General features: G+C 71.9%; 27 protein-coding genes. 11 read left to right on the top strand and 16 right to left on the bottom strand.

Translation table 11 applies throughout. The annotated features are described in order from the left end of the window. Window positions 1–379: 379 nt before the first annotated feature. Window positions 380–1,030 (bottom strand): DNA-3-methyladenine glycosylase, encoded by a 651-nt coding sequence (locus ACZ63H_RS17925; RefSeq protein WP_469866033.1) that lies wholly within the window; start codon window positions 1,028–1,030, stop codon window positions 380–382. A 102-nt stretch (window positions 1,031–1,132) separates the two neighbouring features. Here ACZ63H_RS17925 and ACZ63H_RS17930 point away from each other — a divergent pair, with 102 nt between their 5' ends. The 3 genes from ACZ63H_RS17930 (at window position 1,133) to ACZ63H_RS17940 (ending at window position 3,173) form a co-directional block, all read left to right on the top strand. Continuing rightward, window positions 1,133–1,915 (top strand): sporulation protein, encoded by a 783-nt coding sequence (locus ACZ63H_RS17930; protein WP_469866035.1) that lies wholly within the window; start codon window positions 1,133–1,135, stop codon window positions 1,913–1,915. Window positions 1,916–1,959: 44 nt separating this feature from the next. Continuing rightward, the gene (locus ACZ63H_RS17935; protein WP_469866037.1) at window positions 1,960–2,499 is read left to right on the top strand and encodes a YbhB/YbcL family Raf kinase inhibitor-like protein; all 540 of its coding nucleotides are present in this window, start codon (window positions 1,960–1,962) and stop codon (window positions 2,497–2,499) included. 167 nt (window positions 2,500–2,666) lie between these two features. Continuing rightward, window positions 2,667–3,173, top strand: coding sequence for an HNH endonuclease (locus tag ACZ63H_RS17940; protein ID WP_469866039.1), 507 nt, complete (start codon window positions 2,667–2,669; stop codon window positions 3,171–3,173). A 90-nt stretch (window positions 3,174–3,263) separates the two neighbouring features. Here ACZ63H_RS17940 and ACZ63H_RS17945 read toward each other — a convergent pair whose 3' ends face one another. The 3 genes from ACZ63H_RS17945 to ACZ63H_RS17955 all read right to left on the bottom strand — a co-directional run bounded on the left by ACZ63H_RS17945 (window position 3,264) and on the right by ACZ63H_RS17955 (window position 5,611). Beyond that, complete coding sequence (locus ACZ63H_RS17945; RefSeq protein WP_469866041.1) at window positions 3,264–4,208, bottom strand: SPFH domain-containing protein; 945 nt, start codon at window positions 4,206–4,208, stop codon at window positions 3,264–3,266. A gap of 123 nt (window positions 4,209–4,331) precedes the next feature. Next, on the bottom strand, window positions 4,332–4,760 hold the full coding sequence (locus ACZ63H_RS17950; RefSeq protein ID WP_469866043.1) for an NfeD family protein: 429 nt from the start codon (window positions 4,758–4,760) through the stop codon (window positions 4,332–4,334). Between the two features lie 53 nt (window positions 4,761–4,813). Beyond that, on the bottom strand, window positions 4,814–5,611 hold the full coding sequence (locus tag ACZ63H_RS17955; RefSeq protein WP_469866045.1) for an ABC transporter ATP-binding protein: 798 nt from the start codon (window positions 5,609–5,611) through the stop codon (window positions 4,814–4,816). Window positions 5,612–5,760: 149 nt separating this feature from the next. On the opposite strand from ACZ63H_RS17955, the gene ACZ63H_RS17960 reads away from it, so the two are divergent. Beyond that, entirely contained in the window at window positions 5,761–6,549 is a 789-nt protein-coding gene (locus ACZ63H_RS17960) for a hypothetical protein (RefSeq protein ID WP_469866047.1), read from the top strand. A 68-nt stretch (window positions 6,550–6,617) separates the two neighbouring features. Here ACZ63H_RS17960 and ACZ63H_RS17965 read toward each other — a convergent pair whose 3' ends face one another. The 3 genes from ACZ63H_RS17965 to ACZ63H_RS17975 form a co-directional block, all read right to left on the bottom strand. Continuing rightward, window positions 6,618–6,857, bottom strand: a complete 240-nt coding sequence (locus ACZ63H_RS17965) for a chaplin (protein WP_469866049.1) — start codon at window positions 6,855–6,857, stop codon at window positions 6,618–6,620. Between the two features lie 169 nt (window positions 6,858–7,026). Continuing rightward, window positions 7,027–7,668: a response regulator gene (locus ACZ63H_RS17970; protein ID WP_469866051.1), complete on the bottom strand. Its 642-nt coding sequence runs from the start codon at window positions 7,666–7,668 to the stop codon at window positions 7,027–7,029. After that, window positions 7,661–8,806 (bottom strand): GAF domain-containing sensor histidine kinase, encoded by a 1,146-nt coding sequence (locus ACZ63H_RS17975; protein WP_469866053.1) that lies wholly within the window; start codon window positions 8,804–8,806, stop codon window positions 7,661–7,663. Before ACZ63H_RS17975 ends, ACZ63H_RS17970 begins: the two co-directional genes overlap by 8 nt. A 596-nt stretch (window positions 8,807–9,402) precedes the next feature. Between ACZ63H_RS17975 and ACZ63H_RS17980 the strand changes: the two genes are divergently transcribed. Next, window positions 9,403–10,131: a transglycosylase SLT domain-containing protein gene (locus ACZ63H_RS17980; RefSeq protein WP_469866055.1), complete on the top strand. Its 729-nt coding sequence runs from the start codon at window positions 9,403–9,405 to the stop codon at window positions 10,129–10,131. 86 nt (window positions 10,132–10,217) lie between these two features. On the opposite strand, the gene ACZ63H_RS17985 is transcribed toward ACZ63H_RS17980, so the two are convergent. After that, entirely contained in the window at window positions 10,218–12,812 is a 2,595-nt protein-coding gene (locus ACZ63H_RS17985) for an FHA domain-containing protein (RefSeq protein WP_469866057.1), read from the bottom strand. A 645-nt stretch (window positions 12,813–13,457) separates the two neighbouring features. Here ACZ63H_RS17985 and serB point away from each other — a divergent pair. Beyond that, window positions 13,458–14,681: a phosphoserine phosphatase SerB gene (gene serB / locus ACZ63H_RS17990; RefSeq protein WP_469866059.1), complete on the top strand. Its 1,224-nt coding sequence runs from the start codon at window positions 13,458–13,460 to the stop codon at window positions 14,679–14,681. Between the two features lie 123 nt (window positions 14,682–14,804). On the opposite strand, the gene ACZ63H_RS17995 is transcribed toward serB, so the two are convergent. The 4 genes from ACZ63H_RS17995 to ACZ63H_RS18010 all read right to left on the bottom strand — a co-directional run bounded on the left by ACZ63H_RS17995 (window position 14,805) and on the right by ACZ63H_RS18010 (window position 17,324). Beyond that, complete coding sequence (locus ACZ63H_RS17995) at window positions 14,805–15,323, bottom strand: SixA phosphatase family protein (protein ID WP_469866061.1); 519 nt, start codon at window positions 15,321–15,323, stop codon at window positions 14,805–14,807. Between the two features lie 78 nt (window positions 15,324–15,401). Continuing rightward, complete coding sequence (locus ACZ63H_RS18000) at window positions 15,402–15,608, bottom strand: hypothetical protein (protein WP_469866063.1); 207 nt, start codon at window positions 15,606–15,608, stop codon at window positions 15,402–15,404. Between the two features lie 210 nt (window positions 15,609–15,818). After that, on the bottom strand, window positions 15,819–15,938 hold the full coding sequence (locus ACZ63H_RS18005) for an SGM_5486 family transporter-associated protein (protein ID WP_467937544.1): 120 nt from the start codon (window positions 15,936–15,938) through the stop codon (window positions 15,819–15,821). 57 nt (window positions 15,939–15,995) lie between these two features. Next, window positions 15,996–17,324, bottom strand: a complete 1,329-nt coding sequence (locus tag ACZ63H_RS18010; RefSeq protein ID WP_469866065.1) for a CynX/NimT family MFS transporter — start codon at window positions 17,322–17,324, stop codon at window positions 15,996–15,998. 82 nt (window positions 17,325–17,406) lie between these two features. Between ACZ63H_RS18010 and ACZ63H_RS18015 the strand changes: the two genes are divergently transcribed. Continuing rightward, window positions 17,407–18,099, top strand: a complete 693-nt coding sequence (locus tag ACZ63H_RS18015) for a FadR/GntR family transcriptional regulator (protein ID WP_469866067.1) — start codon at window positions 17,407–17,409, stop codon at window positions 18,097–18,099. Here the strand turns inward: ACZ63H_RS18015 and ACZ63H_RS18020 are convergent. From ACZ63H_RS18020 to fabG, 3 genes are all read right to left on the bottom strand, one after another. Next, complete coding sequence (locus ACZ63H_RS18020) at window positions 18,077–18,442, bottom strand: hypothetical protein (protein WP_469866069.1); 366 nt, start codon at window positions 18,440–18,442, stop codon at window positions 18,077–18,079. The genes ACZ63H_RS18015 and ACZ63H_RS18020 overlap by 23 nt on opposite strands. Before the next feature lie 241 nt (window positions 18,443–18,683). Then, the gene (gene fabI / locus ACZ63H_RS18025) at window positions 18,684–19,451 is read right to left on the bottom strand and encodes an enoyl-ACP reductase FabI (RefSeq protein ID WP_469866071.1); all 768 of its coding nucleotides are present in this window, start codon (window positions 19,449–19,451) and stop codon (window positions 18,684–18,686) included. A gap of 5 nt (window positions 19,452–19,456) precedes the next feature. Next, a complete protein-coding gene (gene fabG, locus ACZ63H_RS18030; RefSeq protein ID WP_467937534.1) occupies window positions 19,457–20,161 on the bottom strand; it encodes a 3-oxoacyl-[acyl-carrier-protein] reductase in 705 nt (234 codons plus the stop codon). A 239-nt stretch (window positions 20,162–20,400) separates the two neighbouring features. On the opposite strand from fabG, the gene ACZ63H_RS18035 reads away from it, so the two are divergent. The 3 genes from ACZ63H_RS18035 (at window position 20,401) to tyrS (ending at window position 24,650) form a co-directional block, all read left to right on the top strand. Continuing rightward, on the top strand, window positions 20,401–21,924 hold the full coding sequence (locus tag ACZ63H_RS18035) for a TldD/PmbA family protein (RefSeq protein WP_469866074.1): 1,524 nt from the start codon (window positions 20,401–20,403) through the stop codon (window positions 21,922–21,924). Next, a complete protein-coding gene (locus ACZ63H_RS18040; protein ID WP_469866076.1) occupies window positions 21,921–23,315 on the top strand; it encodes a metallopeptidase TldD-related protein in 1,395 nt (464 codons plus the stop codon). The genes ACZ63H_RS18035 and ACZ63H_RS18040 overlap by 4 nt, the downstream gene beginning before the upstream one ends. A gap of 66 nt (window positions 23,316–23,381) precedes the next feature. Continuing rightward, a complete protein-coding gene (gene tyrS, locus ACZ63H_RS18045) occupies window positions 23,382–24,650 on the top strand; it encodes a tyrosine--tRNA ligase (protein ID WP_469866078.1) in 1,269 nt (422 codons plus the stop codon). Between the two features lie 50 nt (window positions 24,651–24,700). Here tyrS and ACZ63H_RS18050 read toward each other — a convergent pair whose 3' ends face one another. Next, window positions 24,701–24,985 (bottom strand): GlsB/YeaQ/YmgE family stress response membrane protein, encoded by a 285-nt coding sequence (locus ACZ63H_RS18050; RefSeq protein WP_469866080.1) that lies wholly within the window; start codon window positions 24,983–24,985, stop codon window positions 24,701–24,703. Window positions 24,986–25,220: 235 nt separating this feature from the next. Between ACZ63H_RS18050 and ACZ63H_RS18055 the strand changes: the two genes are divergently transcribed. Next, on the top strand, window positions 25,221–25,628 hold the full coding sequence (locus ACZ63H_RS18055; protein WP_469866082.1) for a DUF3099 domain-containing protein: 408 nt from the start codon (window positions 25,221–25,223) through the stop codon (window positions 25,626–25,628). The last annotated feature ends 9 nt before the right edge of the window (window positions 25,629–25,637 follow it).

Raw genomic sequence — 25,637 nt, forward strand, 5'->3', positions numbered from 1 at the left:
CTTCGGTCTTGCGTTTCCGACTCTATCAGATCTTTTCTCGATCCGATTTCCTCGGTGCTTTCCAGGTTCCCGCTCTCGCGTTTCCCTTTCCGGCGTTTCCGACTCTATCAGATCCTTTCGGCGTCCGATTCCCTGTCGGCGGGATTGTCTCGGGGCTTTCGGCTTTCGCCGTCCGCCCTTTCGACATTCACTACGTTAGCCGATTCCCTCGGAGTCTCATAATCGAGTCTGACGAGTTCGAATTCGGGCGCGCGGGCGCGCCGGAAACGACCCCGTCTGAGGGGGTGGAGCTAGGTAGTGGGTTGGCCGCTCCGGCTGCAGGCATACGCCGTACCCGGTTCAGCGGCTCGGGCCACATTACGCACCTCGACCCGCCGCGTCAACCCCGGCGGCGCCTCGGCACATGGGCCCGGTAGGGGCTGACGGTGGGGTCGTCCGCCACCCAGTAGCGCCAGGGGTGGAGGTCGCCGTCGCCGCCCTCGCCCGCCACACCGGTGCGGGGACCGCTGCGTACCTGGTCGGTGGGAACCCGCGTGCCGGTCAGTATCCGCAGCGGGGTCTCGCCCGGGGCGCAGGCGTCCGTGCCGTCCAGGGCCCGGTCGACCCCGAGGGCCGTCGCGAGGCGGGCGGGACCCTTGGCCAGTTCCTTGTCGTTCCTGGCCGAAAGGCGTCGTTTGCGGGCCAGCTCGGCTCCCTCCACCACCTCGCCGGCGCGCAGCAGGACGGCGCTGGCCCGGCCCTCGGGTCCGCAGACCAGGTTCATGCAGTGCCACATGCCGTAGGTGAAGTAGACGTACACGTGCCCGGGCTCGCCGAACATCACGGCGTTGCGGGCGGTGCGGCCCCGGTAGGCGTGCGAGCCGGGGTCGTTCGGGCCGTCGTAGGCCTCCACCTCGGTGAGGCGGACGGCGATCGGGCCGTCGGGGGTGGCCCGGACCAGGATGCGGCCGAGGAGGTCCGGGGCGACCTCCAGAACCGGGCGGTCGAAGAAGGTGCGGGGCAGTGGCGTACGGTCCGGGGGCGCGATCATGCCCTCCGAGGGTAGTCCAGGGGGCGTACGGGGCCGACGGAACCGGTCCCGGGCGGATCGCGTTTGTACCGGTCGAGGGTGTCCATTAGTCAAGGGAGTGCCATGGCGTTCAAGAAGCTGCTCGCGAGCCTGGGGGCCGGCGGCGCGTCGGTCGAGACGGTGCTGACCGAGGGCAACGTCGTGCCGGGCGGCGTCGTCCAGGGCGAGGTGCGGATCCAGGGCGGGTCGGTGAACCAGACCATCGAGGGGCTGTCCGTCGGGCTGCAGGCCAAGGTGGAGGTGGAGAGCGGCGACCAGGAGTACAAGCAGGACATCGAGTTCACGAAGGTGCGGCTCGGCGGTGCCTTCGAGCTCCAGGCGGGTGCGGTGCACGCGGTGCCGTTCGGACTGGAGATTCCCTGGGAGACGCCCATCACCATGATCGACGGGCAGGCGCTGCACGGGATGCACATCGGTGTGACCACCGAGCTGGCGATCGCGCGGGCCGTGGACTCCGGCGACCTGGACCCGATCAACGTGCACCCGCTGCCGGCGCAGAAGGCGATCCTGGACGGCTTCGTCCAGCTGGGCTTCCGGTTCAAGAACGCGGACATGGAGCGCGGTCTCATCCGGGGTACGCGGCAGAAGCTGCCGTTCTACCAGGAGATCGAGTTCTTCCCGCCGGCGCAGTACCGGGGGCTGAATCAGGTGGAGCTGAGCTTCGTGGCGGACGAGCACGCCATGGACGTGGTGCTGGAGATGGACAAGAAGCCGGGTCTGTTCAGCGAGGGCTCGGACACCTACCGGTCCTTCCAGGTGGGCCTGAACGACTGGCAGGGGACCGACTGGGCGGCGTACCTCAACCAGTGGCTGTCCGAGGTCGGCAGCAAGCGCAACTGGTTCTAGGCTCGGAGCCGCTGGTTGCAGATCATCGATCAGGAGGTACCGAGGTGACCGAGCTCAAGCGGCGGCCGCTCCCCCATGACTTCCATCCGCCCGTTCCGTCGTTCGCGGTGACGAGTGAGGACGTCGAGGAGGGCGCCACGCTCGCGGGCGCCCAGGTGTACGCGGAGGGCAACACCTCGCCGCACCTGCGCTGGGAGGGCTTCCCGCCCGAGACGAAGAGCTTCGCCGTGACGTGCTACGACCCGGACGCGCCGACCGGCAGCGGGTTCTGGCACTGGGTCCTGTTCGACATCCCGGCCTCGGTGACCGAGCTGCCGGCGGGTGCGGGCGGCGGGTCCTTCGAGGGGCTGCCCGAGGGTGCCGTGCACGCGCGGAACGACTACGGGACGAGGGACTTCGGCGGTGCCGCTCCGCCGCCCGGGGACGGTCCGCACCGGTACGTCTTCACGGTGTACGCGGTGGACCAGGAGAAACTGGGTCCGGACGCGGACGCCTCGCCGGCCTTCGTCGGCTTCAACCTCCGGTTCCACACCATCGCGCGCGCCCAGCTGATCGGTGAGTACGAGAACCCCGCCGAGGGCTGAGCGCCGTACCGCGACCCGGTTCGGCGTTCACTGAACGTTTGCCCGCCTCCTGTCTTGGAAGTGATCGGAGGCGGGCATTTTTTATTGCGTTGTCCATCCCGGCGCGCCCGTCCAGAGTTGATCCGAGCCCGCCGGGGGTGGGCAGGCGCACACGGGAGGTGGGCTGGATGCGTGACACGTTGGTCCTGAACGCGAGTTTCGAGCCGCTGTCGACGGTGTCCCTGAACCGAGCCGTGGTCCTGGTGCTCCAGGACAAGGCCGTGGTCGAGCAGGCCCACCCCGAACTGCGCATGCGCGGCGCGGATGTGGACATACCCGCGCCCCGGGTGATCCGGCTGTGCCGGTACGTACGGGTGCCGTTCCGAAGACGAGCGCCGTGGTCGCGGCGGGGGGTGCTGGTGCGGGACCGGCACCGGTGCGCGTACTGCGGGCGCCGGGCCACGACCGTGGACCATGTGGTGCCGCGGGCGCAGGGCGGGCAGGACACGTGGCTGAACACGGTGGCCGCGTGCGCGGAGGACAATCACCGCAAGGCGAACCGGACTCCGGAGGAAGCCGGGATGACGCTGCTGCGGCAGCCGTTCGAGCCCACGCCTGCCGATGCCATGTTGCTCTCGCTGGGGCAGGAGGACCTCGCCGCGCTCCCCGAGTGGCTCGCCCGGGATGCCGCCTAGGCGTCTGCCGGGTGCCGTCCGTCGGCGGCCGGGGGCCGGTTGTGGAGCACGGTTCCCCGCACCCGGTTCGGGGCGCGGGGTGGACGTGCTTCAGTCGATCGGGGGCTTCTCCCGGCGCTCCGTGCCGCCGTTGGAGCCTGCGCCACCCGAACCGCCGCCCAGGGAGCCGAAGTTGCCCATGGCCCCGGAGAGGCCCTTGAGGGCGTCGCCGATTTCGCTGGGGACGATCCAGAGCTTGTTGGCGTCGCCCTCGGCGATCTTGGGGAGCATCTGGAGGTACTGGTAGGAGAGCAGCTTCTGGTCCGGGTCGCCGGCGTGGATGGCCTCGAAGACCGTGCGGACGGCCTGGGCCTCGCCCTCGGCGCGCAGGGCTGCGGCCTTGGCCTCGCCTTCGGCGCGCAGGATCTGGGACTGCTTCTCGCCCTCGGCGCGCAGGATCTCGGACTGCCGGACACCTTCGGCCTGGAGGATCGCGGCCCGCTTGTCCCGGTCGGCGCGCATCTGCTTCTCCATCGAGTCCTGGATGGAGGTGGGCGGCTCGATGGCCTTCAGTTCGACTCGGTTGACGCGGATGCCCCACTTGCCGGTGGCCTCGTCCAGGACGCCGCGCAGGGCGGCGTTGATCTCCTCGCGGGAGGTCAGGGTCCGTTCGAGGTCCATGCCGCCGATGATGTTGCGCAGCGTGGTGACGGTGAGCTGCTCGATCGCCTGGATGTAGCTGGCGACCTCGTAGGTGGCGGCCCGGGCGTCGGTGACCTGGTAGTAGATGACCGTGTCGATGTTCACGACCAGGTTGTCCTGGGTGATCACCGGCTGCGGCGGGAACGGTACGACCTGCTCTCGCAGGTCGATGCGGTTGCGGATGGTGTCGATGAACGGGACGACGATGTTCAGGCCCGCGTTCAGCGTCCGTGTGTAACGGCCGAAGCGCTCGACGATGGCGGCGCTGGCCTGTGGGATGACTTGGATCGTCTTGATCAGGGCGATGAAGACCAACACCACCAGGATGATCAGGACGATGATGACCGGTTCCATCGTCGCTCCCCGTACCCTTCTCCGCCTCGGCGCCTTCGGCAGATCTCATGACTGTTGAGGATCTTGCTGGTCGAGTCTGTCAGACCGCGGGGCAACTCGTGTGCCGTTCCCCGTGAGTTGTCCTCACAGGACGATCGCGGTGGCCCCCTCGATGTCCACGACGTCCACCTCCTGGCCGACTTCGTAGGCGCGGCCGGTGTCGAGGGCACGGGCCGACCAGACCTCTCCGGCGAGCTTGATCCGGCCGCCGGCCGCGTCGACCCGTTCGAGGACGACGGCCTGTCTGCCCTTCAGCGCCTCCACGCCGGTGGCGAGTTGGGGGCGCTGCCGGCCGTGCCGGGCGGCGATGGGCCGGACGACGGCGATGAGGGCGACGGAGACGACGACGAACGCGAGGACCTGGACGACGGCGTCGAAGCCGAGGGCGGAGGCGACCGCCGCCGCGACGGCTCCCACCGCGAGCATGCCGAACTCCGGCATGGCGGTGACCACGAGCGGGATTCCGAGTGCCGCCGCGCCGACGAGCCACCACACCCATGCGTCGATGTCCACATGGTCATGGTAGGGCCGTGGCCGGGCGGCGGACAGGGCGCGCAGGGGAGGGGTCAGGACAGGGGCAGGCCCTGGGCGGTCCAGCGGTCGCCGACCTGCTCGACCACGAGCGGGAGGCCGAAGCAGAGGGAGAGGTTGCGGGAGGTCAGTTCCAGCTCGACGGGGCCGGCGGCGAGGACCTTGCCCTGGCGGATCATGAGGACGTGGGTGAAGCCGGGGGCGATCTCCTCGACGTGGTGCGTGACCATGATCATCGAGGGGGCGATGGGGTCGCGGGCGAGCCGGCCGAGGCGGCGGACGAGGTCCTCGCGGCCGCCGAGGTCGAGGCCGGCGGCGGGCTCGTCCAGCAGGAGCAGCTCGGGGTCGGTCATCAGGGCGCGGGCGATCAGGGTGCGCTTGCGCTCGCCCTCGGAGAGGGTGCCGAACGTGCGGTCCAGGTAGTCGCTCATGCCGAGGCGGTCGAGGAAGGCGCGGGCGCGCTGCTCGTCGACGTCCTCGTACTCCTCCTGCCAGCCGGCGGTCATGCCGTAGGCGGCGGTGAGGACGGTCTGCAGGACGGTCTGGCGCTTGGGGAGCTTGTCGGCCATGGCCATGCCGGCCATGCCGATGCGGGGGCGCAGCTCGAAGACGTCGGTGCCGGGCTTGCCGAGGGTCTCGCCGAGGATGGTGGCGGTGCCGGTGCTGGGGTAGAGGTAGCTGGAGGCGACGTTCAGGAGGGTGGTCTTGCCGGCGCCGTTGGGGCCGAGGATGACCCAGCGCTCGCCCTCCTTGACCGACCAGGAGACCTGGTCCACCAGAGCCCGGCCCTCGCGGACCACGGATACGTCCTGAAGCTCCAGAACATCGCTCATGAGCGCGTTGTCTCCCCTTGCAGTGTGGCCGGTCTCGGCTGTCGCGTACGCCTGTGGCTGGGGTCCCGCGCCGGTGGGCGCAGCCCTTATGAAATCTACGCCACGAGTGCCCCGCTCCATTCCATCGGTCCGGTCCTTAGGGTGGGGGCATGCTCTCGGAACCGCGTTCAGGACGCCTCGCAGCTTGGGGCAATGCCCTTTTGGCCGGACTTGTCGCTCCGGATGACGCCGCCCTCGCCATCGTGGGCGAGGACGCGGTGCACCGGGTGGAGGGGCTGCCCGGTGAGCCGGCGCCGGTCGGGCTGACGCTCGCGCTGGGGCGGCTGCGCGCGCTGGGGGCGGTCGGGCTGCGGGTGGCGCTGCCGGCGCCGGGGCATCCGCTGGGGCTGAGCGGTCCGCCGGAGTTCAACGCGCGGGCACTGGAGGCCGAGGAGGCGGTGGTCTGTCACGGTGCCGCGTTCGGGCTGGTGCCGGAGGTGTACGAGGCCGGGCCCGAGGGCGATGTGCACGTGGAGGTGGTCTGGCGTGTGCTGCCGGTGCGCGAGGCGCCGCCGGCCGACGTGCCGTCGCTGGGCGAGGCGGAGCGGGAGCTGGCCGAGGCGCTGCGGGAGGCGACCGAGGTGCTGTCGAAGCTGGACGTCGCGGGGTCGGGTCCGGTGGCCGAGGCGGCGATCGACGCGTACCGGGCGCGGGCCGAGCGGGGCCGGGAGGTGCTGGCGCCGGGGTATCCGCCGCGGGCGGTGCGGGTGCTGGAGCTGGCGCAGCGGGTGGGGCTGCTGGTGTCGCTGGCGCACGGCAACGGGCACGGGGCCGCGGTGAGCTCCGCGGAGATGCGGGCGCGGGCCGAGGCGCTCAGGCCGGTGGAGCGGACTGCGCGGCGGGCGCAGGTGGCGGCGTACAACGCGTACGTGGAGGAGCGGGAGCGCGGGGCGCGCTAGCCGCGTCCGCCGGGTGGCCCCCGGGCCTCCCGGCGTCCGGGAGGCCCGGGGTCGCTTCGCGGTCCGGCTCAGTGGTTGAGGCCGAGGTTGCCGAAGGCCGGGTTCAGCACGCCGATGACGTTCACGCTGTCGCCGACCGCGTTCACCGGGACGTGCACCGGCACCTGGGCGGCGTTGCCCGAGCCGACGCCCGGGGACCCGACGGCCGCGCCGGCGGCGCCGCTCTGGGCGGAGGCGAGGCCCGCGCCGGCGGCCACCAGGCCACCCGCCACCATCGTCGCGGCCGCCGCCTTCTTCAGGTTCTTCACTGTCTGCCCCTCCTGTGGTGTTCCCCCGCGGCGATCGCCGCGGCACGCACTGGGGAACGGCGGGGATCGCCGGAGGATGCGCCATCCGGGTGACATTCCCACGACGGTATGAATCTCAGCCCGGTTGGTGACGCTCCGTGTTGCCGTGGGTGAGGACCGGCCGGGCGTGTCAGTCGGCCACGCCGTGGCGTACGGCCCACAGCGCGGCCTGGGTGCGGTCGGCGAGGTCCAGTTTCATCAGGATGTTGGAGACGTGCGTCTTGACGGTCTTCTCGGACAGGACGAGGGCGCGGGCTATCTCCCGGTTGGAGCGGCCGTCCGCGATCAGGCCGAGCACCTCGCGCTCCCGTTCGGTGAGCGATCCTCCCCTGCCCTGCCCGCCACCCGCCTCCTCGTGGGAGAGCAGGGCGTCGGCGACCTCCGGCTGGAGCAGGACGTGCCCGGCGTGCACGGAGCGGATGGCGCCGGCGAGGGCGTCGGGGTCCACGTCCTTGTAGACGTACCCGGCGGCCCCGGCGCGCAGGGCGGGGACGACCGTGCGCTGCTCGGTGAAGCTCGTGACGATCAGCACGCGCGCGGGATGGCCGAGTCCGCGCAGTCTGCGCAGCGCCTCGATGCCGTCCGTGCCCGGCATCTTGATGTCCATGAGGACGACGTCGGGCCGCAGTTCCTCGGCGCGGGCGACTCCCTCGGCGCCGTCGGCGGCCTCGCCGACGACCTCTATGTCGTCCTGGACCTCCAGGAAGGTGCGCAGGCCCCGGCGGACGACCTGGTGGTCGTCGACCAGCAGCACCTTGATCGGTTCACCCACCGGGGACCTCCATCTCGATCGTGGTGCCCTTGCCGGGCGCCGATTCCACGGTCAGCGAGCCGCCGACGCCACTGGTCCGGTCCCGCATGGAGACCAGGCCGAGGTGGCGGCCGGCGCGGCGGACCGCCGTGGGGTCGAAGCCGCCGCCGTCGTCCGTGACGCGCAGGACGGCGCCGTTGCCGCGCCGCCCCACGCTGACGTGGACATGTGCCGCCCCGGAGTGCCGCAGGGCGTTGTGCAGGGCCTCCTGGGCGACCCGGAGCATGGCCTCCTCCTGGGCCGCGGGCAGGGCGCGGAAGCCACTGCCGGCGAAGCTCACGCGGGCCGAGTGGGCGCGGTCGAGGACCTGTATCTGGGTGCGCAGGGTGGCGATCAGCCCGTCCTCCTCCAGCGCCGCGGGCCGCAGCTCCACGACGGCGGCGCGCAGCTCCTCGGCGGCCTCGGCGGCGAGCGAGGCCACCTGGTGCAGCTCGCCCTTGGCACGGGCGGGGTCGCGGTCGACGAGCGCCGCCGCTGCCTGGGCGGTCAGGCGCAGCGAGAACAGTTTCTGGCTGACCGCGTCATGCAGTTCGTGGGCGAGGCGGGAGCGTTCCTCGGCGATGGTCAGCTCGCGGCTGCGTTCGTAGAGGCGGGCGTTGGTGAGGGCGATGGCGGCGTGCTGGGCGAGGATGGAGAGCAGTTCCTCGTCGTCCTGGGTGAAGCCGCAGCCGCCCTCCGGCCTGGGGCAGCGCTTGTTGGCGAGGAAGAGCGCCCCGATGACCTCCTCGCCGTCCCTGATCGGCAGGCCCAGGAAGTCGGCCAGGTCGGGGTGGGCGTCCGGCCAGCCCTCGAAGCGGGGGTCCTCGCGCACGTCGGCGAGGCGCTCGGCCTTCGCCTCGCGCAGCATCGCGGCGAGGATGCCGTGCTGGCGCGGGAGCGGGCCGATGGCACGCCACTGCTCCTCGCTGACGCCGTCCACGACGAACTGGGCGAAGCCTCCGTGGTCGTCGGGGACGCCGAGGGCGGCGTACTGCGCGTCGAGCAGCTCGCGGGCGGAGGCGACGATCGTCTTGAGGACGTCGCGCACCTCCAGATGCCTGCTCATGGCCAGCAGCGCGGAACTCACCGCGGCGAGGCCGGACCGGGGGCCTTGACTCATGTCCTCACGGTACCGGCGGGGTCCGACAGCCCGGATCGGTCCGGTCACGGCGGAATCTGGTCCGCTGGTCCTAGGGCGGGCGGAGGACCCGGGCACGCCGGGGTGAGGGAGGGGCGGCACACGCGTACGCGCGCGCGTGCGTACCGCGCCCGCGAGGACAGAGGTGGCGGGGCCGGGCTTCCCCGGGCGCGGGAGGGAGTGCGGAGCGGGCTCTGCCCAGGGGACGAGGCGGGCGCCGGCCGTCTCATCCTGTGGGAGGAGAGCCCTCACGCCGCGCGTTGCGGTGGCAACGGGCTGTGAGTACTCCCGGTATTCCATGTGAGCCCGCGCATAGGGCCTACATCACGTACGAAAGCGCATAGGAGATACCCCCGTCCACATGAACGGGATCGACGGCCCCGTCTGTCCTATTTTGCCCTTCCCTGATCCACTATCCCGGATCGTATGTCACACCTTTGCCTGGGCATTTTGCGCCCGCTAAGAATTGCCTCGTCGCTCAGCGCCGCGGATTCGCACCGCGGCGTTCGTGCGGGAGGAGCCGATTCCCCCGGCGGACGCAGGAGCGACCTCCGCGCTATCGAAGAGGTCCATCAGCCATGCCCAAGAACATCCTCGCCCGAGCCCATAGTCGTACGCTGGCCAAGCAGCGAAGGATCGCCGGCGTCGCCGGCGTCGCCGCGTTCGGCACCGCCGCCCTCGCCCTGTCGGCCACCGCCGGCCACGAGGGCACCGTCACCACGGGCGCCCCGGCCGCGACGGCGCAGGTCGCCTCCGACGCCGTCCTGGAGAACGTCAAGGGCACCGTCACCGGCCGGCTTGCCGCCACCAGCGTCAAGCTCGACACCCTCGCGGCGCGGAAGAAGGCCGACGACGACGCCGCCGACAAGGCCGCCGCGCAGAAGCGGGCCGCCACCGCGAAGACCGCCCGGCAGCACTCCGCCGTGCAGGCCGCCACCCGCTCCACCGCGCGTCTGCCCATGCGGCCGGTCGCCGCCAAGACGTACTCCAACAGCCTCGACGGCTGGATCCGGCAGGCCCTGTCCATCATGAAGGCCAAGGGCATCCCGGGCAGCTACAACGGGCTGCACCGCAACATCATGCGGGAGTCCTCCGGCAACCCCCTCGCCATCAATAACTGGGACGTCAACGCCGTCAACGGCATCCCGTCCAAGGGCCTGCTCCAGGTCATCCCGCCGACCTTCACCGCGTACCACGTGGCCGGCACGTCCTGGAACATCTACGACCCGGTCGCCAACATCACCGCCGCCGCCAACTACGCGGCGCACCGGTACGGCTCGATCGACAACGTCAACAGCGCGTACTGAGGCCTGGCGCGGACCTCAGCGACGCAAGCGCCGAAGGGCGGCACCCGGGGACCGGGGCGCCGCCCTTCGGCGTCGTACGGGCGCGGTTACTTGCGCATGACCTCCGGCTCGTGGCGGCGCAGGAAGCGGGAGACGAAGAAACCGCAGGCCGCGCCGAGCGCGAGCAGCACGAGCATGTCCAGGCCCCAGGCCGAGGCCGCGTGGTCCCACAGCGGGTCGGTGCTGCCCGGGTCGTCGGTGTTCGGGGCGATGGCGTTGAAGTCCAGCGTGGTGCCGGCCGCGGCCACCGCCCAGCGGGACGGCATCAGGTACGAGAACTCGTTCACGCCGAGCGTGCCGTGCAGGGTGAACAGACAGCCGGTGAAGACGACCTGGACGATCGCGAACATCACGAGCAGCGGCATGGTCTTCTCGGCGGTCTTCACCAGCGAGGAGATCACCAGGCCGACCATCATCGAGGTGAAGCCCAGCGCCATGATCGGCAGGCACAGCTCGACCAGCGTGGAGCCGCCGAGCACCAGCCCCTCGCCGGGGATCTCGCGGCTGGCGAAGCCGATCAGGCCGACCAGCAGGCCCTGGAACATGGTGACGGCGCCGAGCACGACCACCTTGGACATCAGGTACGCCGAGCGGGACAGGCCGGTCGCGCGCTCCCGCTCGTAGATCACCCGCTCCTTGATCAGCTCGCGGACCGAGTTCGCGGCGCCCGCGAAGCACGCGCCGACCGCGAGGATCAGCAGGACGGTGGTCGCGGTGCCGTTCGGGGCGGGCAGGTGGGTCTTGGGGTTGACCGGGTTCGGCAGCAGTCCTCGGTCGTGCTGGATCAGCAGGCTGACCGCGCCGATGACCGCGGGCAGCAGCACCGTGAGCGCCAGGAAGCCCTTGTCGGAGGCGATGACCGCCACATAACGCCGGACGAGGGTCATCAGCTGCGAGCCCCAGCTCTGCGGCTTGGGCGGCCTCAGGGCCTGCGGCACGGGCACGGGGCCGGTCTGCGGGGCGACGGCGTCGATCTCCGCCGCGTACATCTGGTAGTGCTGCGAGCCCTTCCAGCGCCCCGCCCAGTCGTAGTCGCGGTAGTTCTCGAAGGCGGAGAAGACGTCGGCCCAGCTGTCGTAGCCGAAGAAGTTCAGTGCCTCCTCGGGCGGGCCGAAGTAGGCGACCGCGCCGCCCGGGGCCATCACCAGCAGCTTGTCGCACAACGCCAGCTCGGCCACCGAGTGGGTGACCACGAGGACCGTACGGCCGTCGTCGGCGAGGCCGCGCAGCAGCTGCATGACGTCCCGGTCCATGCCCGGGTCGAGGCCGGAGGTCGGCTCGTCCAGGAAGATCAGCGACGGCTTGGTGAGCAGCTCCAGGGCGACCGAGACGCGCTTGCGCTGGCCACCGGAGAGCGAGGTGACCTTCTTGTCCTTGTGGATGTCGAGCTTCAGCTCGCGCAGCACCTCGTCGATGCGGGCATCGCGCTCCTTGGCCGTGGTGTCGGCGGGGAAGCGCAGCTTGGCCGCGTACTTCAGGGCCTTCCGCACGGTCAGCTCGCGGTGCAGGATGTCGTCCTGCGGCACCAGGCCGATGCGCTGGCGCAGCTCGGCGAACTGCTTGTACAGGTTCCGGTTGTCGTACAGCACCTCGCCCTGGTTGGCGGGCCGGTAGCCGGTGAGCGCCTTGAGCAGGGTGGACTTGCCGGAGCCGGACGGGCCGATGACGGCGATCAGCGACTTCTCGGGGACTCCGAAGGAGACGTCCTTGAGGATCTGCTTGCCGCCGTCGACCGTGACGGTCAGGTGGCGGGCCGAGAAGGAGACCTCACCGGTGTCGACGAACTCCTCGAGGCGGTCGCCGACGATGCGGAAGGTGGAGTGGCCGACGCCGACGATGTCGCTCGGGCCGAGCAGCGCCGAGCCGCCCTTGGGGATCGGCTGGCCGTTGACGTAGGTGCCGTTGTGCGAGCCGAGGTCACGGATCTCGAAGCGGCCGTCGGGCGTGGCGTGGAACTCGGCGTGGTTCCGGGAGACCTGGAGGTCGGAGACGACCAGGTCGTTCTCCAGGGCACGGCCGATGCGCATCACGCGGCCGAGCGCGAACTGGTGGAACGTGGTCGGGCTGCGGTCGCCGTGGACCGGCGGCGCCCCCGCGCCACCGCCGGGCGTCTTCTGGACGTACTGCTCCGCGGGCCCGGGCTGCTGCCAGGCCGCGTGCGGGTCCTGGTGCGCGGCCGGGGCCTGGTGCGGTACGGCCTGCTGGTGGGCCGGGGCCTGTGGGGTCGGCGCCTGCTGGGGTATGGCCTGGTGGGCGGGGGCCTGCCGGGTCCAGTCGGGGGCGCCGGCGGGCTGCGCGGCGTACGGGGCCGCCGACTGCGGCTGCGGTGCCGGGCCGCCGACCGGTGCGGTGGCCGCCGAGAGGTTCAGCCGCGGGCCGTCGGTCGCGTTGCCGAGGTGCAGCGACGAGCCGGGGACGATCTCCGTGTACTGGACCCGCCGTCCCTGCGCGTACGTGCCGTTGGTGCTGCCGTGGTCCTCGATGACCCAACTGTGGCCGTTGAAGCTGACCGTGGCGTGCCGCCAGGAGACCCTGGCGTCGTCGAAGACGATGTCACCCTGCGGATCGCGGCCGAGGGTGTAAGGCCTGGACGGATCGAGCGTCCAGGTCCGTCCGTTTGTTTCCAGTACGAGTTCCGGCACTCCATGCCCCACTGAGTTGTCCCCCGAATTGCCCCCGTAGCGGGGAGTCTAGGGATGTCGAACATCGTGGGGAACTATTCCAGGCGCGGCCGCCTGACCGAAACCCGGGCCTTGCCAAGGGGTTGCCCGGGCGCTCCAACTGGCCCTGGTGACGGGGGTGGAGGAAGTGGAGGGGGCGCAGCGGGGCGGAGGTCGGCGGGTGCGGCGAGGGGGCGAGCGGGGCCACCGGCGTCCGCGGGCGGCGGGGCCGGCGGGTCGGCCGGCCCACCGGGGTGCGTACGGCGGAGTCGGCAGGGGCGTGCGGCGGGGGCGGTGCGGGCTCCCGGGGCCGGCACCGGCGTCGGGATCACGCCACTCGGCGCGGCGGGGCGGGGCGGGGCCGGTGCCCTGCGTTCGCGGGGCGGCGGACGCGCGTCGGGCACAGCCGGGACGGGCGGCGGACGCGCGTGGTGCGTGGCCGGGACGGGCGGCGGACGCGCGTGGTGCGTGGCACGCTCGTGGTGGGGCGCGGTGGCGCCGGGTTCCGCGCCCGCGCCGCCTCCCGGCGGTAAGGCCCCCGACACCGGGGCGCCGCCGATTGTTCCGTGTCCGTCAGGCGGACCTCGGCGGCGGGAGGCACCGGGTGCCGGATACGGTGGTGACACCATGAGCGCTTCGCAGACCTCCGCTTCGCAGACCCCCGAGGTCCCCACCCTCCTTGTCAAGATCTTCGGCAAGGACCAGCCGGGCATCACGGCGGGCCTCTTCGACACCCTCGCCGCCTACCTGGTCGACGTCGTCGACATCGAGCAGGTCGTCACCCGGGGCCGCCTGGTGCTGTGCGCCCTGGTGACCCAGCCGCCGGCCGGTCTGGAGGGCGACCTGCGGGCCACCGTGCACAGCTGGGCCGAGTCGGTGAAGATGCAGGCCGAGATCATCTCCGGGCACGGCGACAACCGCCCGCGCGGCCTCGGACGCTCCCTGGTGACCGTGCTGGGCCATCCGCTCACCGCCGAGTCGACGGCCGCGATCGCCGCCCGGATCGCGAAGGCCGGCGGCAACATCGACCGTATCTTCCGGCTCGCGAAGTACCCGGTGACGGCGGTGGAGTTCGCCGTCTCCGGAGTGGAGACCGAGCCGCTGCGCACGGCCCTGGCCTCCGACGCCGCGGCACTGGGTGTCGACATCGCGGTGGTCTCGGCGGGCCTGCACCGGCGGGCCCAGCGGCTGGTGGTCATGGACGTGGACTCGACCCTGATCCAGGACGAGGTCATCGAGCTGTTCGCGGCGCACGCCGGCTGCGAGGACCAGGTCGCCGAGGTGACCGCCGCGGCGATGCGCGGGGAGCTGGACTTCGAGCAGTCCCTGCACGCGCGGGTGGCGCTGCTGAAGGGGCTGGACGCGTCGGTGGTGGAGAAGGTGCGCCGGCAGGTCCGGCTGACGCCGGGCGCCCGCACCCTGATCCGCACCCTGAAGCGGCTGGGCTACCAGGTGGGCGTCGTCTCCGGTGGCTTCACCCAGGTCACCGACGATCTCAAGGAGCGGCTGGGGCTGGACTTCGCGCAGGCCAACACGCTGGAGATCGTCGACGGCAAGCTGACCGGGCGGGTCGTCGGGGAGATCGTGGACCGGGCGGGCAAGGCGCGGCTGCTGCGCCGGTTCGCGGCGGAGGCCGGGGTGCCGCTGTCGCAGACCGTGGCGATCGGTGACGGCGCCAACGACCTGGACATGCTGAACGCGGCGGGTCTGGGCGTGGCCTTCAACGCCAAGCCCGTGGTGCGGGAGGCGGCGCACACGGCGGTGAACTTCCCCTTCCTCGACACGGTCCTCTACCTCCTCGGCGTCACCCGGGAAGAGGTCGAGGCGGCCGACACGCACGACGAGGGCTGAACCGGGCCGGACCGGGCCGCGTCCGTCCGTGACGGGCCGGCCACCGGCCGTCCGCAGCGCCGGGAGGGCCCGGCACCCCGCCGGGTGCCGGGCCCCACGCTTCCGGCCGGGCGGGGTGCCGGATCACTCGGAGGGCGCCCAGTAGTCCGTGAGGGTGGCGACGCCGGGTTCGACGCCCTTCCAATGGCCGTCGAAGGAGAGCAGGGCGAAGGCGGCGGCGGGGAAACCGCGGCGGTTCATCCGGGCGCGGGCGTCCCCCTCGGCCGAGCCCGCCAGGATCTCGGCCAGGCCGTGCACGCCCGGGTTGTGGCCGATGAGGATCACGTTGCGCACCTCGTCGGGCACCTCGTTGAGCACGGCGATCAGCTCGCCGGGCGAGGCTTCGTAGACCCGCTCCTCATAGACGGTCCTCGGCCGGTGCGCCAGCTCCTGGACGGCGAGCTTCCAGGTCTCGCGGGTGCGGGTCGCCGTGGAGCACAGGGCCAGGTCGAAGGCGATGTCGGTGTCGGCCAGCCTGCGTCCGGCGACGGGGGCGTCCATGCGGCCCCGCTCGGCGAGCGGGCGCTCGTGGTCGGGAACCTGGGGCCAGTCGGCTTTCGCGTGCCGGAAGAGGACGATCCTGCGGGGTTCTGCGACGCTCATGAGATCCAGCTTCGCACGAAACGGACCACCCGGCGCAGGGAGTTGACATGCGGATTCACGGCGTGCGGACGCTTGCCGTCAGCGGGCGGCGAGCTGCTGGACGCGCTCCAGCAGCCGTGCGATCGCCGGGTCGCCGCCGGCCGCCTGGGCGTCCGTGGGGTTGAGTACCAGCGTGAGCAGCGCGACGAACGCGAGGGCGGGCAGGGCGAGCGCCCACCAGGGCAGCCGGGTGCCGGCACCGCCCGTGGTCGCCGGGAGGGGCCGGGAGGGGGTGCGGGCCGGCATGGTCGCCTCCGTGCGTGCGTCTTCGAGGTTCCGCGACCGCCCGTCGCGGTCACACCTCGAAGCTACGGCTTCCGGGGGCGCCAACCCATCCGGATTCCCACCCAGTTGACCCTGACCCCGACCCCCTAGGGGATGGGGGGGCCAGCCCCACCATCCGGCCGGGAAGACCCGGGCGGCCGGGTGCTCCGTGGGGGCCGGGGAGGGGCGTCGTCACGGGGACGCGATGGTCGCCACCACGGCGATGATCACGAAGATGGCGAGGAACGCGCCGAAGACGAGCAGCATCTTCTTCTGGCCGTTTCGCGGGTTCGGGTCGAGCACAGGCTGCATGCGTCCAGTCTCGCATCCCGCCGCCCCCAGGACGGCGCCGGGGCACCCCCGGCCGGGTCAGCGCGTCGCCTCGTCCTCGACCGTGCGGTCGCGCCCGGCCACGAAACCCACCGCCATCTGCGGCACCATCAGCGCGGCCATCAGCGCGATCGGCAGCCCCCAGCCGCCGCTCTGCTGGTAGAGCACGCCGACCAGCAGCGGGCCGGGGATGGAGATCAGATAGCCGGTGCTCTGGGCGAACGCGGACAGCTGGGCCACGCCCGCACCGCTGCGGGCGCGCATCCCGACCATGGTCAGGGCGAGCGGGAAGGCGCAGTTGGAGACGCCGAGCAGCAGGGCCCAGGCCCAGGCGCCGCCGGCCGGCGCGAGGTAGAGCCCGGCGTATCCGGCGAGCCCGCAGACGCCCAGCACCAGGACGATCGGCCCCTGGTGGGGCAGGCGCGTGGCGACCCGGGGAATGATGAAGGCCAGCGGCACGCCCATCACCATGGTGACGGCGAGCAGCACACCGGCGGTGCCGGCCGAGACACCGGCGTCCCGGAAGATCTGCGGCATCCAGCCCATCGTGATGTAGGCCGCCGTGGCCTGGAGGCCGAAGAAGACGGCGAGCGACCAGGCGGTGCGGCTGCGGGTGATGCGCAGCGGGGCCTGCGGCTCGTCGGCGTCCCGTGCCGGCTCCTCCGGCCGGGCGTCGGCGGCGGCGGTGGTGGCGCCGCGGTCGCGGAGCAGCGGCAGCCAGGGCAGGACGGCGGCGGCGGCGATGGCCGCCCAGACGACGAGGCCGGACTGCCAGTTGCCGCCCATGGCGTCGGTGAGCGGGACGGTCAGCGCGGCGGCGAGGGAGGTGCCGGCGGCGAGGGCCATCGAGTACAGGCCGGTCATGGAGCCGACCCGGTCGGGGAACCAGCGCTTGACGATGACCGGCATCAGCACGTTGCTGACCGCGATGCCCATCAGGGCGAGGGCGCTGGCGGCCAGGAATCCGGCCGTGTTGCCGACGTACGGCCGGATGACCAGGCCGGCGGCGATGGCGGCCATGCCGGCGCACACCACGGCGGCCGGTCCGAAGCGGCGGGCCAGGCGTGGTGCCATGACTCCGAAGACGGCGAAGCACAGCGGGGGCACGGAGGTGAGCAGTCCGGCCACGCTGCCGCTCATGCCGAGTCCGTCGCGGACCTCTTCGAGGAGCGCGCCGAGGCTCGTGATGGCCGGCCGGAGGTTCAGGGCGGAGAGCATGATGCCGACGACGACCAGCCGGGTGGCCCACGCGCGCGTGCGGCCCGCACCCGGGGTGGTCTCGGGGGTGTTCGTCGCGGGGGCCGTACCGCGTTCGGTCGCTGACATCGCCGTACGGGTCTCCACTGTCCGGGTTTCCTCACTAGCCATGAGGCCCATCATAGAATCATAGGATGATTGCCGGTCCATCCCCGGAGCCTCCGCGCCCGGTCCTCCCGTGCGAAGGTGTGCCATGCCCTTGAGCCACCCGCGTCGTTCGGCCCTGTCCGAGCAGGTCATCGCCGAACTGCGCAACCAGATCACCTCCGGCGAGTGGCCGGTCGGCTCGCGCATCCCGACCGAGCCGGAACTGGTCGAGCAGCTCGGTGTCGCCCGCAACACCGTCCGCGAGGCCGTCCGCGCGCTCGCGCACAACGGCCTGCTGGACATCCGCCAGGGCTCGGGCACCTACGTCGTGGCCACGAGCGAGCTGGCCGGGGTGATGCACCGCCGCTTCGCCGGCGCCGATCCGCGGCACATCGCCGAGCTGCGTTCCACGCTGGAGTCGGCCGCGGCGAAGCTCGCCGCCGAGCGGCGCACCGAGAAGGACCTCAAGCAGCTGGACGCGCTGCTGGTCCGGCGCGAGCAGGTGTGGGAGACCGGCGACACGGAGGCCTTCGTGGCGGCCGACGCCACCTTCCACCTGGCGGTGGTGGCCGCGTCCCACAACGACGTGATGGTGGCGATGTACGCCGATCTGGGCGAGGTGCTGCGCGACTGGCTGCGCGCGGACGTCGGGGCGGAGCTGACCCCGGAGACCCACATGGACCACGCGCGCCTGGTGGACGCGATCCGCACGGGGGACGCCGAGGCGGCGGCCGAGGAGGCGGCGAGCTATCCGTTCCTGTGCGATCCGGGCCGGTTCAGCGCGCCTTCTGGTGGCTGATCCACACCGAACGGACCTCCTTCCAGCACCGGCCGGTGAGCCGTACGGTCATGGCCGGCCAGGCGTCCGCCGGGGCGCTGTCGGTGTCGATGTCCCACCAGCGGGCGCACTCGATGTGCAGCCGCACGCGGTCGATGTCGACATAGGGGTTGTGGCAGTAGGCCACCACCTGGGAGCCGCGCACGGTCGTACGGCAGGAGGCGCCGAACCGGACCGGCGGCGGTGACTCGCCGTCCCGCACGCGCGCGTGGGGCAGCCCGTCGTACGGCAGCGCCTCGCACGGCAGCGACAGGACGAGGGCCAGGGCCACGGCCACCGGGGCGATGCTGCGGAACAGGCGCACAAGGAGACCTCCTCGGCCGGGCAGCGGAGGGTCGTGCGGGCGGACGCGTCATCCGGAGGTTTCGGCACGGCGCGTCCGCGAAGGCGTACTCATAGGGTGCGCCGCCGGCGCGGCGGCGGCCCGGCCGGTGAGCCGAACGGGTGACACCCGGCACCCGGTGGCCGACGACGGACGCCCCGCTCCCCGCGGCGCGGCGGGGAACGGGGCGTCGGCGGGGCCTCGTGAGGCCCCGGGCGGTGCCTCAGGCGCCGATGGCGTGCAGACCGCCGTCGACGTGGATGATCTCGCCTGTGGTCTTCGGGAACCAGTCGCTCAGCAGCGCGACGATGCCGCGGCCGGCCGGCTCCGGGTCCTTCAGGTCCCACTCCAGCGGGGAACGGGTGTCCCACACGGAGGCCAGATCGCTGAAGCCCGGGATGGACTTGGCGGCCATGGAGCCGATCGGGCCCGCCGAGATCAGGTTGCAGCGGATGTTCTGCTTGCCCAGGTCGCGGGCCATGTAGCGGCTGGTGGCCTCCAGGGCGGCCTTGGCCGGGCCCATCCAGTCGTACTGCGGCCAGGCGTACTGCGCGTCGAAGGTGAGGCCGACGACCGAGCCGCCGTTCTGCATCAGCGGCAGGCAGGCCATGGTCAGCGACTTCAGGGAGAACGCCGAGACGTGCATGGCGGTGGCGACCGACTCGAACGGCGTGTTGAGGAAGTTGCCGCCGAGCGCGTCCTGCGGCGCGAAGCCGATGGAGTGCACGACGCCGTCCAGGCCGCCCAGCTCCTCGCCGACGACGTCCGCGAGGCGCCCGAGGTGCTCCTCGTTGGTGACGTCCAGCTCGATGACCTTGGTCGGCTTCGGCAGCTTCTTGGCGATGCGCTCGGTCAGCGTGGGCCGCGGGAACGCGGTCAGGATGATCTCGGCGCCCTGCTCCTGGGCCAGCTTGGCGGCGTGGAAGGCGATGGAGGACTCCATCAGCACACCGGTGATCAGGACGCGCTTGCCCTCGAGGATTCCGCTCATGGTGATCAGTGACCCATTCCCAGTCCGCCGTCAACCGGGATGACGGCTCCAGTGATGTACGAGGCGTCGTCGGACGCGAGGAACCGCACCGTCGCGGCGATCTCCTCCGGCTGCGCGTACCGGCCGAGCGGTACCTGCGCGACGATGCCCTGGCGCTGCTCGTCGCTGAGCACCTTGGTCATGTCGGTGTCGACGAAACCGGGCGCGACGACGTTGAAGGTGATGTTGCGCGAGCCCAGCTCCCGGGCGAGGGAACGCGCGAAGCCGACCAGCGCGGCCTTGGAGGCGGCGTAGTTCGCCTGGCCCGCCGAGCCGAGCAGGCCGACCACGGACGAGATCAGGACGACGCGGCCCTTCTTGGCCCGCAGCATGCCGCGGTTGGCGCGCTTGACGACCCGGAAGGTGCCGGTGAGGTTCGTGTCGATGACCGAGGTGAAGTCCTCCTCGGACATGCGCATCAGGAGTTGGTCCTTGGTGACGCCGGCGTTGGCGACCAGGACCTCGACCGGACCGTGCCGGTCCTCGATCTCCTTGTAGGCCTGCTCCACCTGCTCCGGGTCGGTGATGTCGCACTTGACGGCCAGGAAACCGGCCGGCGGCTCACCCGAGCGGTACGTGATCGCGACCTTGTCGCCGGCGTCGGCGAAAGCGCGGGCGATGGCGAGGCCGATGCCCCGGTTGCCTCCGGTGACGAGAACCGAGCGGCTCAACGGATCACCCTTTCGATAGCGGTCTTGCACATCCGCCCGGGCTCCTGGGCGGCAGGCGGCTTCATCGGAAACCTATCGGTACCGCCGCTCCCGAGGGCAAGCGGGCACCGACAGTGGCTCGGGGGTGTCGCTGTCGGATCCCTACAGAACGCGGTCGCGGGGGACCCAAACCTGTGGTCCGCCGGGCCGGTCCCGGGACATGATCGGACCCGACAGGCCACGACAGCAGGGAGACCTCCGTGCCTCATTCCATCGACGAAGCCTTCACGGCGCTTCCCCTACGCGCCCTCGCCGACGCCGCGCTGGCACGCGCGCGTGCGCTGGGGGCCGAGCACGCGGACTTCCGGTTCGAGCGGGTGCGCAGCGCCTCCTGGCGGCTGCGGGACGCACGGCTCGCCGGATCGTCGGACACCACCGACCTCGGGTACGCGGTCCGGGTGGTGCACGGCGGCACGTGGGGCTTCGCGTCCGGGGTGGACCTGACCATGGACGCCGCCGCCCGGGTCGCCTCCCAGGCGGTCGCCATGGCCAAGCTGTCCGCGCAGGTGATCAAGGCCGCCGGCTCGGACGAACGCGTGGAGCTGGCCGACGAGCCGGTGCACGCCGACAAGACGTGGATCTCCTCGTACGAGATCGACCCGTTCTCGGTTCCGGACGAGGAGAAGTCGGCGCTGCTCGCGCAGTGGAGCGGCCGGCTGCTGGCCGCGCCCGGCGTCGACCACGTCGACGCCTCGCTGCTCACCGTGCACGAGAACAAGTTCTACGCGGACACCGCCGGGACGGTCACCACGCAGCAGCGGGTACGGCTGCACCCGCAGCTGACCGCCGTCTCCGTCGACGAGGCGAGCGGCGAGTTCGACTCCATGCGCACCCTCGCCCCGCCGGTGGGGCGCGGCTGGGAGTACCTGACCGGGACCGGCTGGGACTGGGAGGACGAGCTGGCGCGGATGCCCGAGCTGCTCGCCGAGAAGATGCGGGCGCCCAGCGTGGAGCCGGGCCTGTACGACCTGGTGGTCGACCCGTCCAACCTGTGGCTGACCATCCACGAGTCCATCGGCCACGCCACGGAGCTGGACCGCGCCCTCGGTTACGAGGCCGCCTACGCCGGCACCTCCTTCGCCACCTTCGACCAGCTCGGCAGGCTGCGCTACGGCTCCGAGCTGATGAACGTCACCGGCGACCGCACCGCCGAGCACGGCCTCGCGACCATCGGCTACGACGACGAGGGCGTGGCGGCGCAGTCCTGGGACCTGGTGAAGGACGGCACCCTGGTCGGCTACCAGCTGGACCGGCGGACGGCGCGGCTGACCGGGTTCGAGCGGTCCAACGGGTGCGCTTACGCCGACTCCCCCGCCCATGTGCCGGTGCAGCGCATGGCCAACGTCTCGCTGCGGCCGGACCCCGCCGGGCTGTCCACGGAGGACCTGATCGGGGGCGTCGACCGGGGCATCTACGTCGTCGGCGACCGGTCCTGGTCGATCGACATGCAGCGGTACAACTTCCAGTTCACCGGCCAGCGCTTCTTCAGGATCGAGAACGGGCGGATCACCGGCCAGCTGAAGGACGTCGCCTACCAGGCCACGACCACCGACTTCTGGGGCTCCATGGCCGCCGTCGGCGGACCGGGGACCTATGTCCTCGGCGGCGCCTTCAACTGCGGCAAGGCCCAGCCGGGGCAGGTCGCCGCCGTGTCCCACGGCTGCCCGTCGGCCCTCTTCAAGGGCGTCAACATTCTGAACACCACGCAGGAGGCCGGTCGATGAGCGCCCGTACCCACAAGCCGCACGAGATCGTCGAGCAGGCGCTGGCGCTCTCCCGCGCCGACGGCTGCGTCGTCATCGCCGACGAGCACTCCACCGCCAACCTGCGCTGGGCGGGCAACGCGCTCACCACCAACGGGGTGACCCGGGGCCGTACGCTCACCGTGATCGCGACCGTGGACGGCAAGGAGGGCACCGCCTCGGGGGTGGTGTCCCGGTCGGCGGTCACCGCCGGGGAGCTGGAACCGCTGGTGCGGGCCGCCGAGGCCGCCGCGCGCGGCGCCGGTCCCGCCGAGGACGCGCAGCCGCTGGTGGGCGGGGCGCCCCAGTCCCCCGACTTCACGGACGCGCCCGCCAAGACCTCCTCCGCGGTGTTCGCCGACTTCGCGCCGGCGCTCGGCGAGGCCTTCGCACGCGCGCGTGCGGGCGGCCGGGAACTGTACGGCTTCGCCAACCACGAACTGGTGTCGACGTACGTGGGCACGTCCACCGGGCTGCGCCTGCGGCACGACCAGCCCACCGGCACGCTGGAGCTGAACGCCAAGTCCCCCGACCGCGCCCGCTCGGCGTGGGCCGGCCGGTCCACCCGGGACTTCAAGGACGTCGACCCCGGCGCGCTCGACGCCGAGCTGGCCGTACGGCTCGGCTGGGCCGAGCGGCGCATAGACCTGCCCGCGGGCCGGTACGAGACGCTGCTGCCGCCGACCGCGGTCGCGGACCTGCTGATCTACCAGCTGTGGTCCGCCTCCGGCCGGGACGCGGCCGAGGGGCGGACGGTGTTCTCCAAGCCGGGCGGCGGCACCCGGATCGGCGAGCGGCTCTCGGAGCTGCCGCTGACCCTGCGCAGCGACCCGGACGAGCCGGGGCTGGAGTGCCCGCCGTTCGTGATCGCCCACTCCTCCGGCGGCGACCTGTCCGTGTTCGACAACGGGCTGCCCGCGCACGCGACCGAGTGGGTCGACCGGGGCGTGCTGAAGCACCTGACGACGACCCGGCACAGCGCGGGCCTGACCGGGCTCCCGGTCGCCCCCGCGCTCGGCAACCTGATCCTGGACGGCGGCTGCGACCGCTCGCTGGAGCAGATGGTCGCGGACACCGAGCGCGGGCTGCTGCTGACCTGCCTGTGGTACATCCGCGAGGTCGATCCGGCGACCCTGCTGCTGACGGGCCTGACCCGGGACGGCGTCTACCTGGTGGAGAACGGCGAGGTGACCGGGCAGGTGAACAACTTCCGGTTCAACGAGTCGCCGGTGGACCTGCTGGGCCGGGCCACCGAGGCCGGGCGGACGGAGAAGACGCTGCCGCGCGAGTGGAGCGACTGGTTCACCCGGGCCGCGATGCCCGCGCTGCGGGTCCCGGATTTCAACATGAGCTCTGTCAGCCAGGGCGTATAACCTCGTAGGCGTTCGTGGTCGGGTGTCACCCGGCTGCCGGAAGATCATCGAGGAGACACGAGAACCGTGACGGACATCGTCGACGAGCTGAAGTGGCGCGGGCTGTTCGCCCTGTCCACCGACGAGGACGCATTGCGCAAGGCGCTCGCGGACGGTCCCGTCACGTTCTATTGCGGTTTCGACCCGACGGCGCCGTCGCTGCACGTGGGGCACTTGGTGCAGGTGCTCACCGTGCGCCGGCTCCAGCAGGCCGGGCACCGGCCGCTGGCGCTCGTCGGCGGCGCCACGGGCCTGATCGGCGACCCGCGCCCGACGGCCGAGCGCACGCTGAACGACCCGGAGACGGTGGCCGGCTGGGTGGACCGGCTGCGCGGCCAGATCGAACCGTTCCTGTCCTTCGAGGGCGAGAACGCGGCGGTCATGGTCAACAACCTGGACTGGACCGCCGGCCTCTCCGCGATCGAGTTCCTGCGGGACATCGGCAAGCACTTCCGCGTCAACAAGATGCTGACCAAGGACTCCGTGGCCCGCCGCCTGGAGTCCGACCAGGGCATCAGCTACACCGAGTTCAGCTACCAGCTCCTGCAGGGCATGGACTTCCTGCAGCTGTACCGGCGCTACGGCTGCACGCTCCAGCAGGGCGGCAGCGACCAGTGGGGCAACCTCACGGCCGGTCTGGACCTGATCCACCGGCTGGAGCCCGAGGCATCGGTGCACGCCCTGGCCACCCCGCTGATGACCAAGGCGGACGGCACCAAGTTCGGCAAGACCGAGGGCGGTGCCGTCTGGCTCGACCCGGAGATGACGACGCCGTACGCGTTCTACCAGTTCTGGCTGAACGTGGACGACCGGGACATCTCCCGCTACCTGCGCATCCTGTCCTTCAAGTCCCGCGAGGAGCTGGAGGAGCTGGAGCGGCAGACCGAGGAGCGTCCGCAGGCCCGGGCGGCGCAGCGGGCGCTCGCCGAGGAGCTGACCACCCTGGTGCACGGCGCCGGCCAGACGGCCGCGGTGATCGCCGCGTCCAAGGCGCTGTTCGGCCAGGGCGAGCTGGCGGAGCTGGACGAGCGGACGCTGGCCGCGGCGCTGTCGGAGGTGCCGCACGCGCGGGTCGCCGCGCCGGCCCCGGTGGTCGACCTGCTCGCCGAGGTCGGCCTGGTCCCCAGCAAGTCCGCGGCCCGGCGGACGGTGAAGGAGGGCGGGGCGTACGTCAACAACGTGAAGGTCACCGCGGAGGACTTCGTCCCGGCGGCCGGGGACCTGCTGCACGGGCGCTGGCTGGTGCTGCGGCGCGGGAAGAAGAACCTGGCCGCGGTGGAGATCGTCGCCGGGTGACGCCGCGCGCGGCAGGGGCGTGGGAGACCCGTGACGGGAGGTCCGCGCCCCTACACCCGGGCCCGGTGCTTCCTCTTGCCGAGCGTCGCCATGTAGAGGGCGTCGACGGCCGCGACGATGACGATCGCCGCCACGAGCTGGAAGATGTGCCGGCTCCAGTCGATGCCCCGGGTCTCCGACACGCCGACCGCGCGGGCGATCGCGTTGCCCACGATGGCGCCCAGGATGCCGCAGATGGTGGTCAGCCAGAGCGGGCTGTGCTGCTTGCCCGGGATGACCGCCTTGGCGATGATGCCGAGCACGAATCCCACGATGATCGCCCACAACCAGCCCATGGCTGCCTCCTTGTACGGCTCGACGTGAGCATTACGGCCAGTGTGGTGCGCTGCGCCGTACGGCGCATGTCGGCCTCCCCCGTACGCGTCACGGCCCGGGACGTCGTCGCAGGCAGGGGCCGACCCGGCCTCGAAGGCGGCGCGGGGGCGGCGTAACGTGGGGGGTGGCCCGGCCGGGTGTGCGGACGGGGGTGCGGGCCGGGACGGGTCCGATGCGGGCGGATGGTGAATGGCGATGCGGAAGCAGCACGGCGGCGGCGTCCAGGTGTTCCGGATCACGGGCGCCCGGACGGGACTCGCCGAGGATGTCCGGGGCCGCCAGCGGCGGTACGTGATCTCGATGGCGGTCCGTACCCTGTCGGTGATCCTCGCGGTCTCGCTGTGGAACGTCGAGCGGTACGTCGCGATCGTGGCGCTCGTGCTCGGCGCGCTGCTGCCCTATGTCGCCGTGGTGATCGCCAACGCGGGCCGCGAGCGGCCGCCCACGCTTCCCTCCACGTTCGTCACCACGCCGATGCGTCCGATGATCGCCGCCACGCCGGCCGAGGACGAACGGACGGGCGCCGTACGGGATTCCGCACCGCGCGACATGCCGACGAACCAGGCGGCCGGGGCGGGCGGCGAGCGTCCCGAACCGGTCTGACCACGGCGG

The organism is Streptomyces sp. NPDC104831 (genome assembly GCF_055583025.1).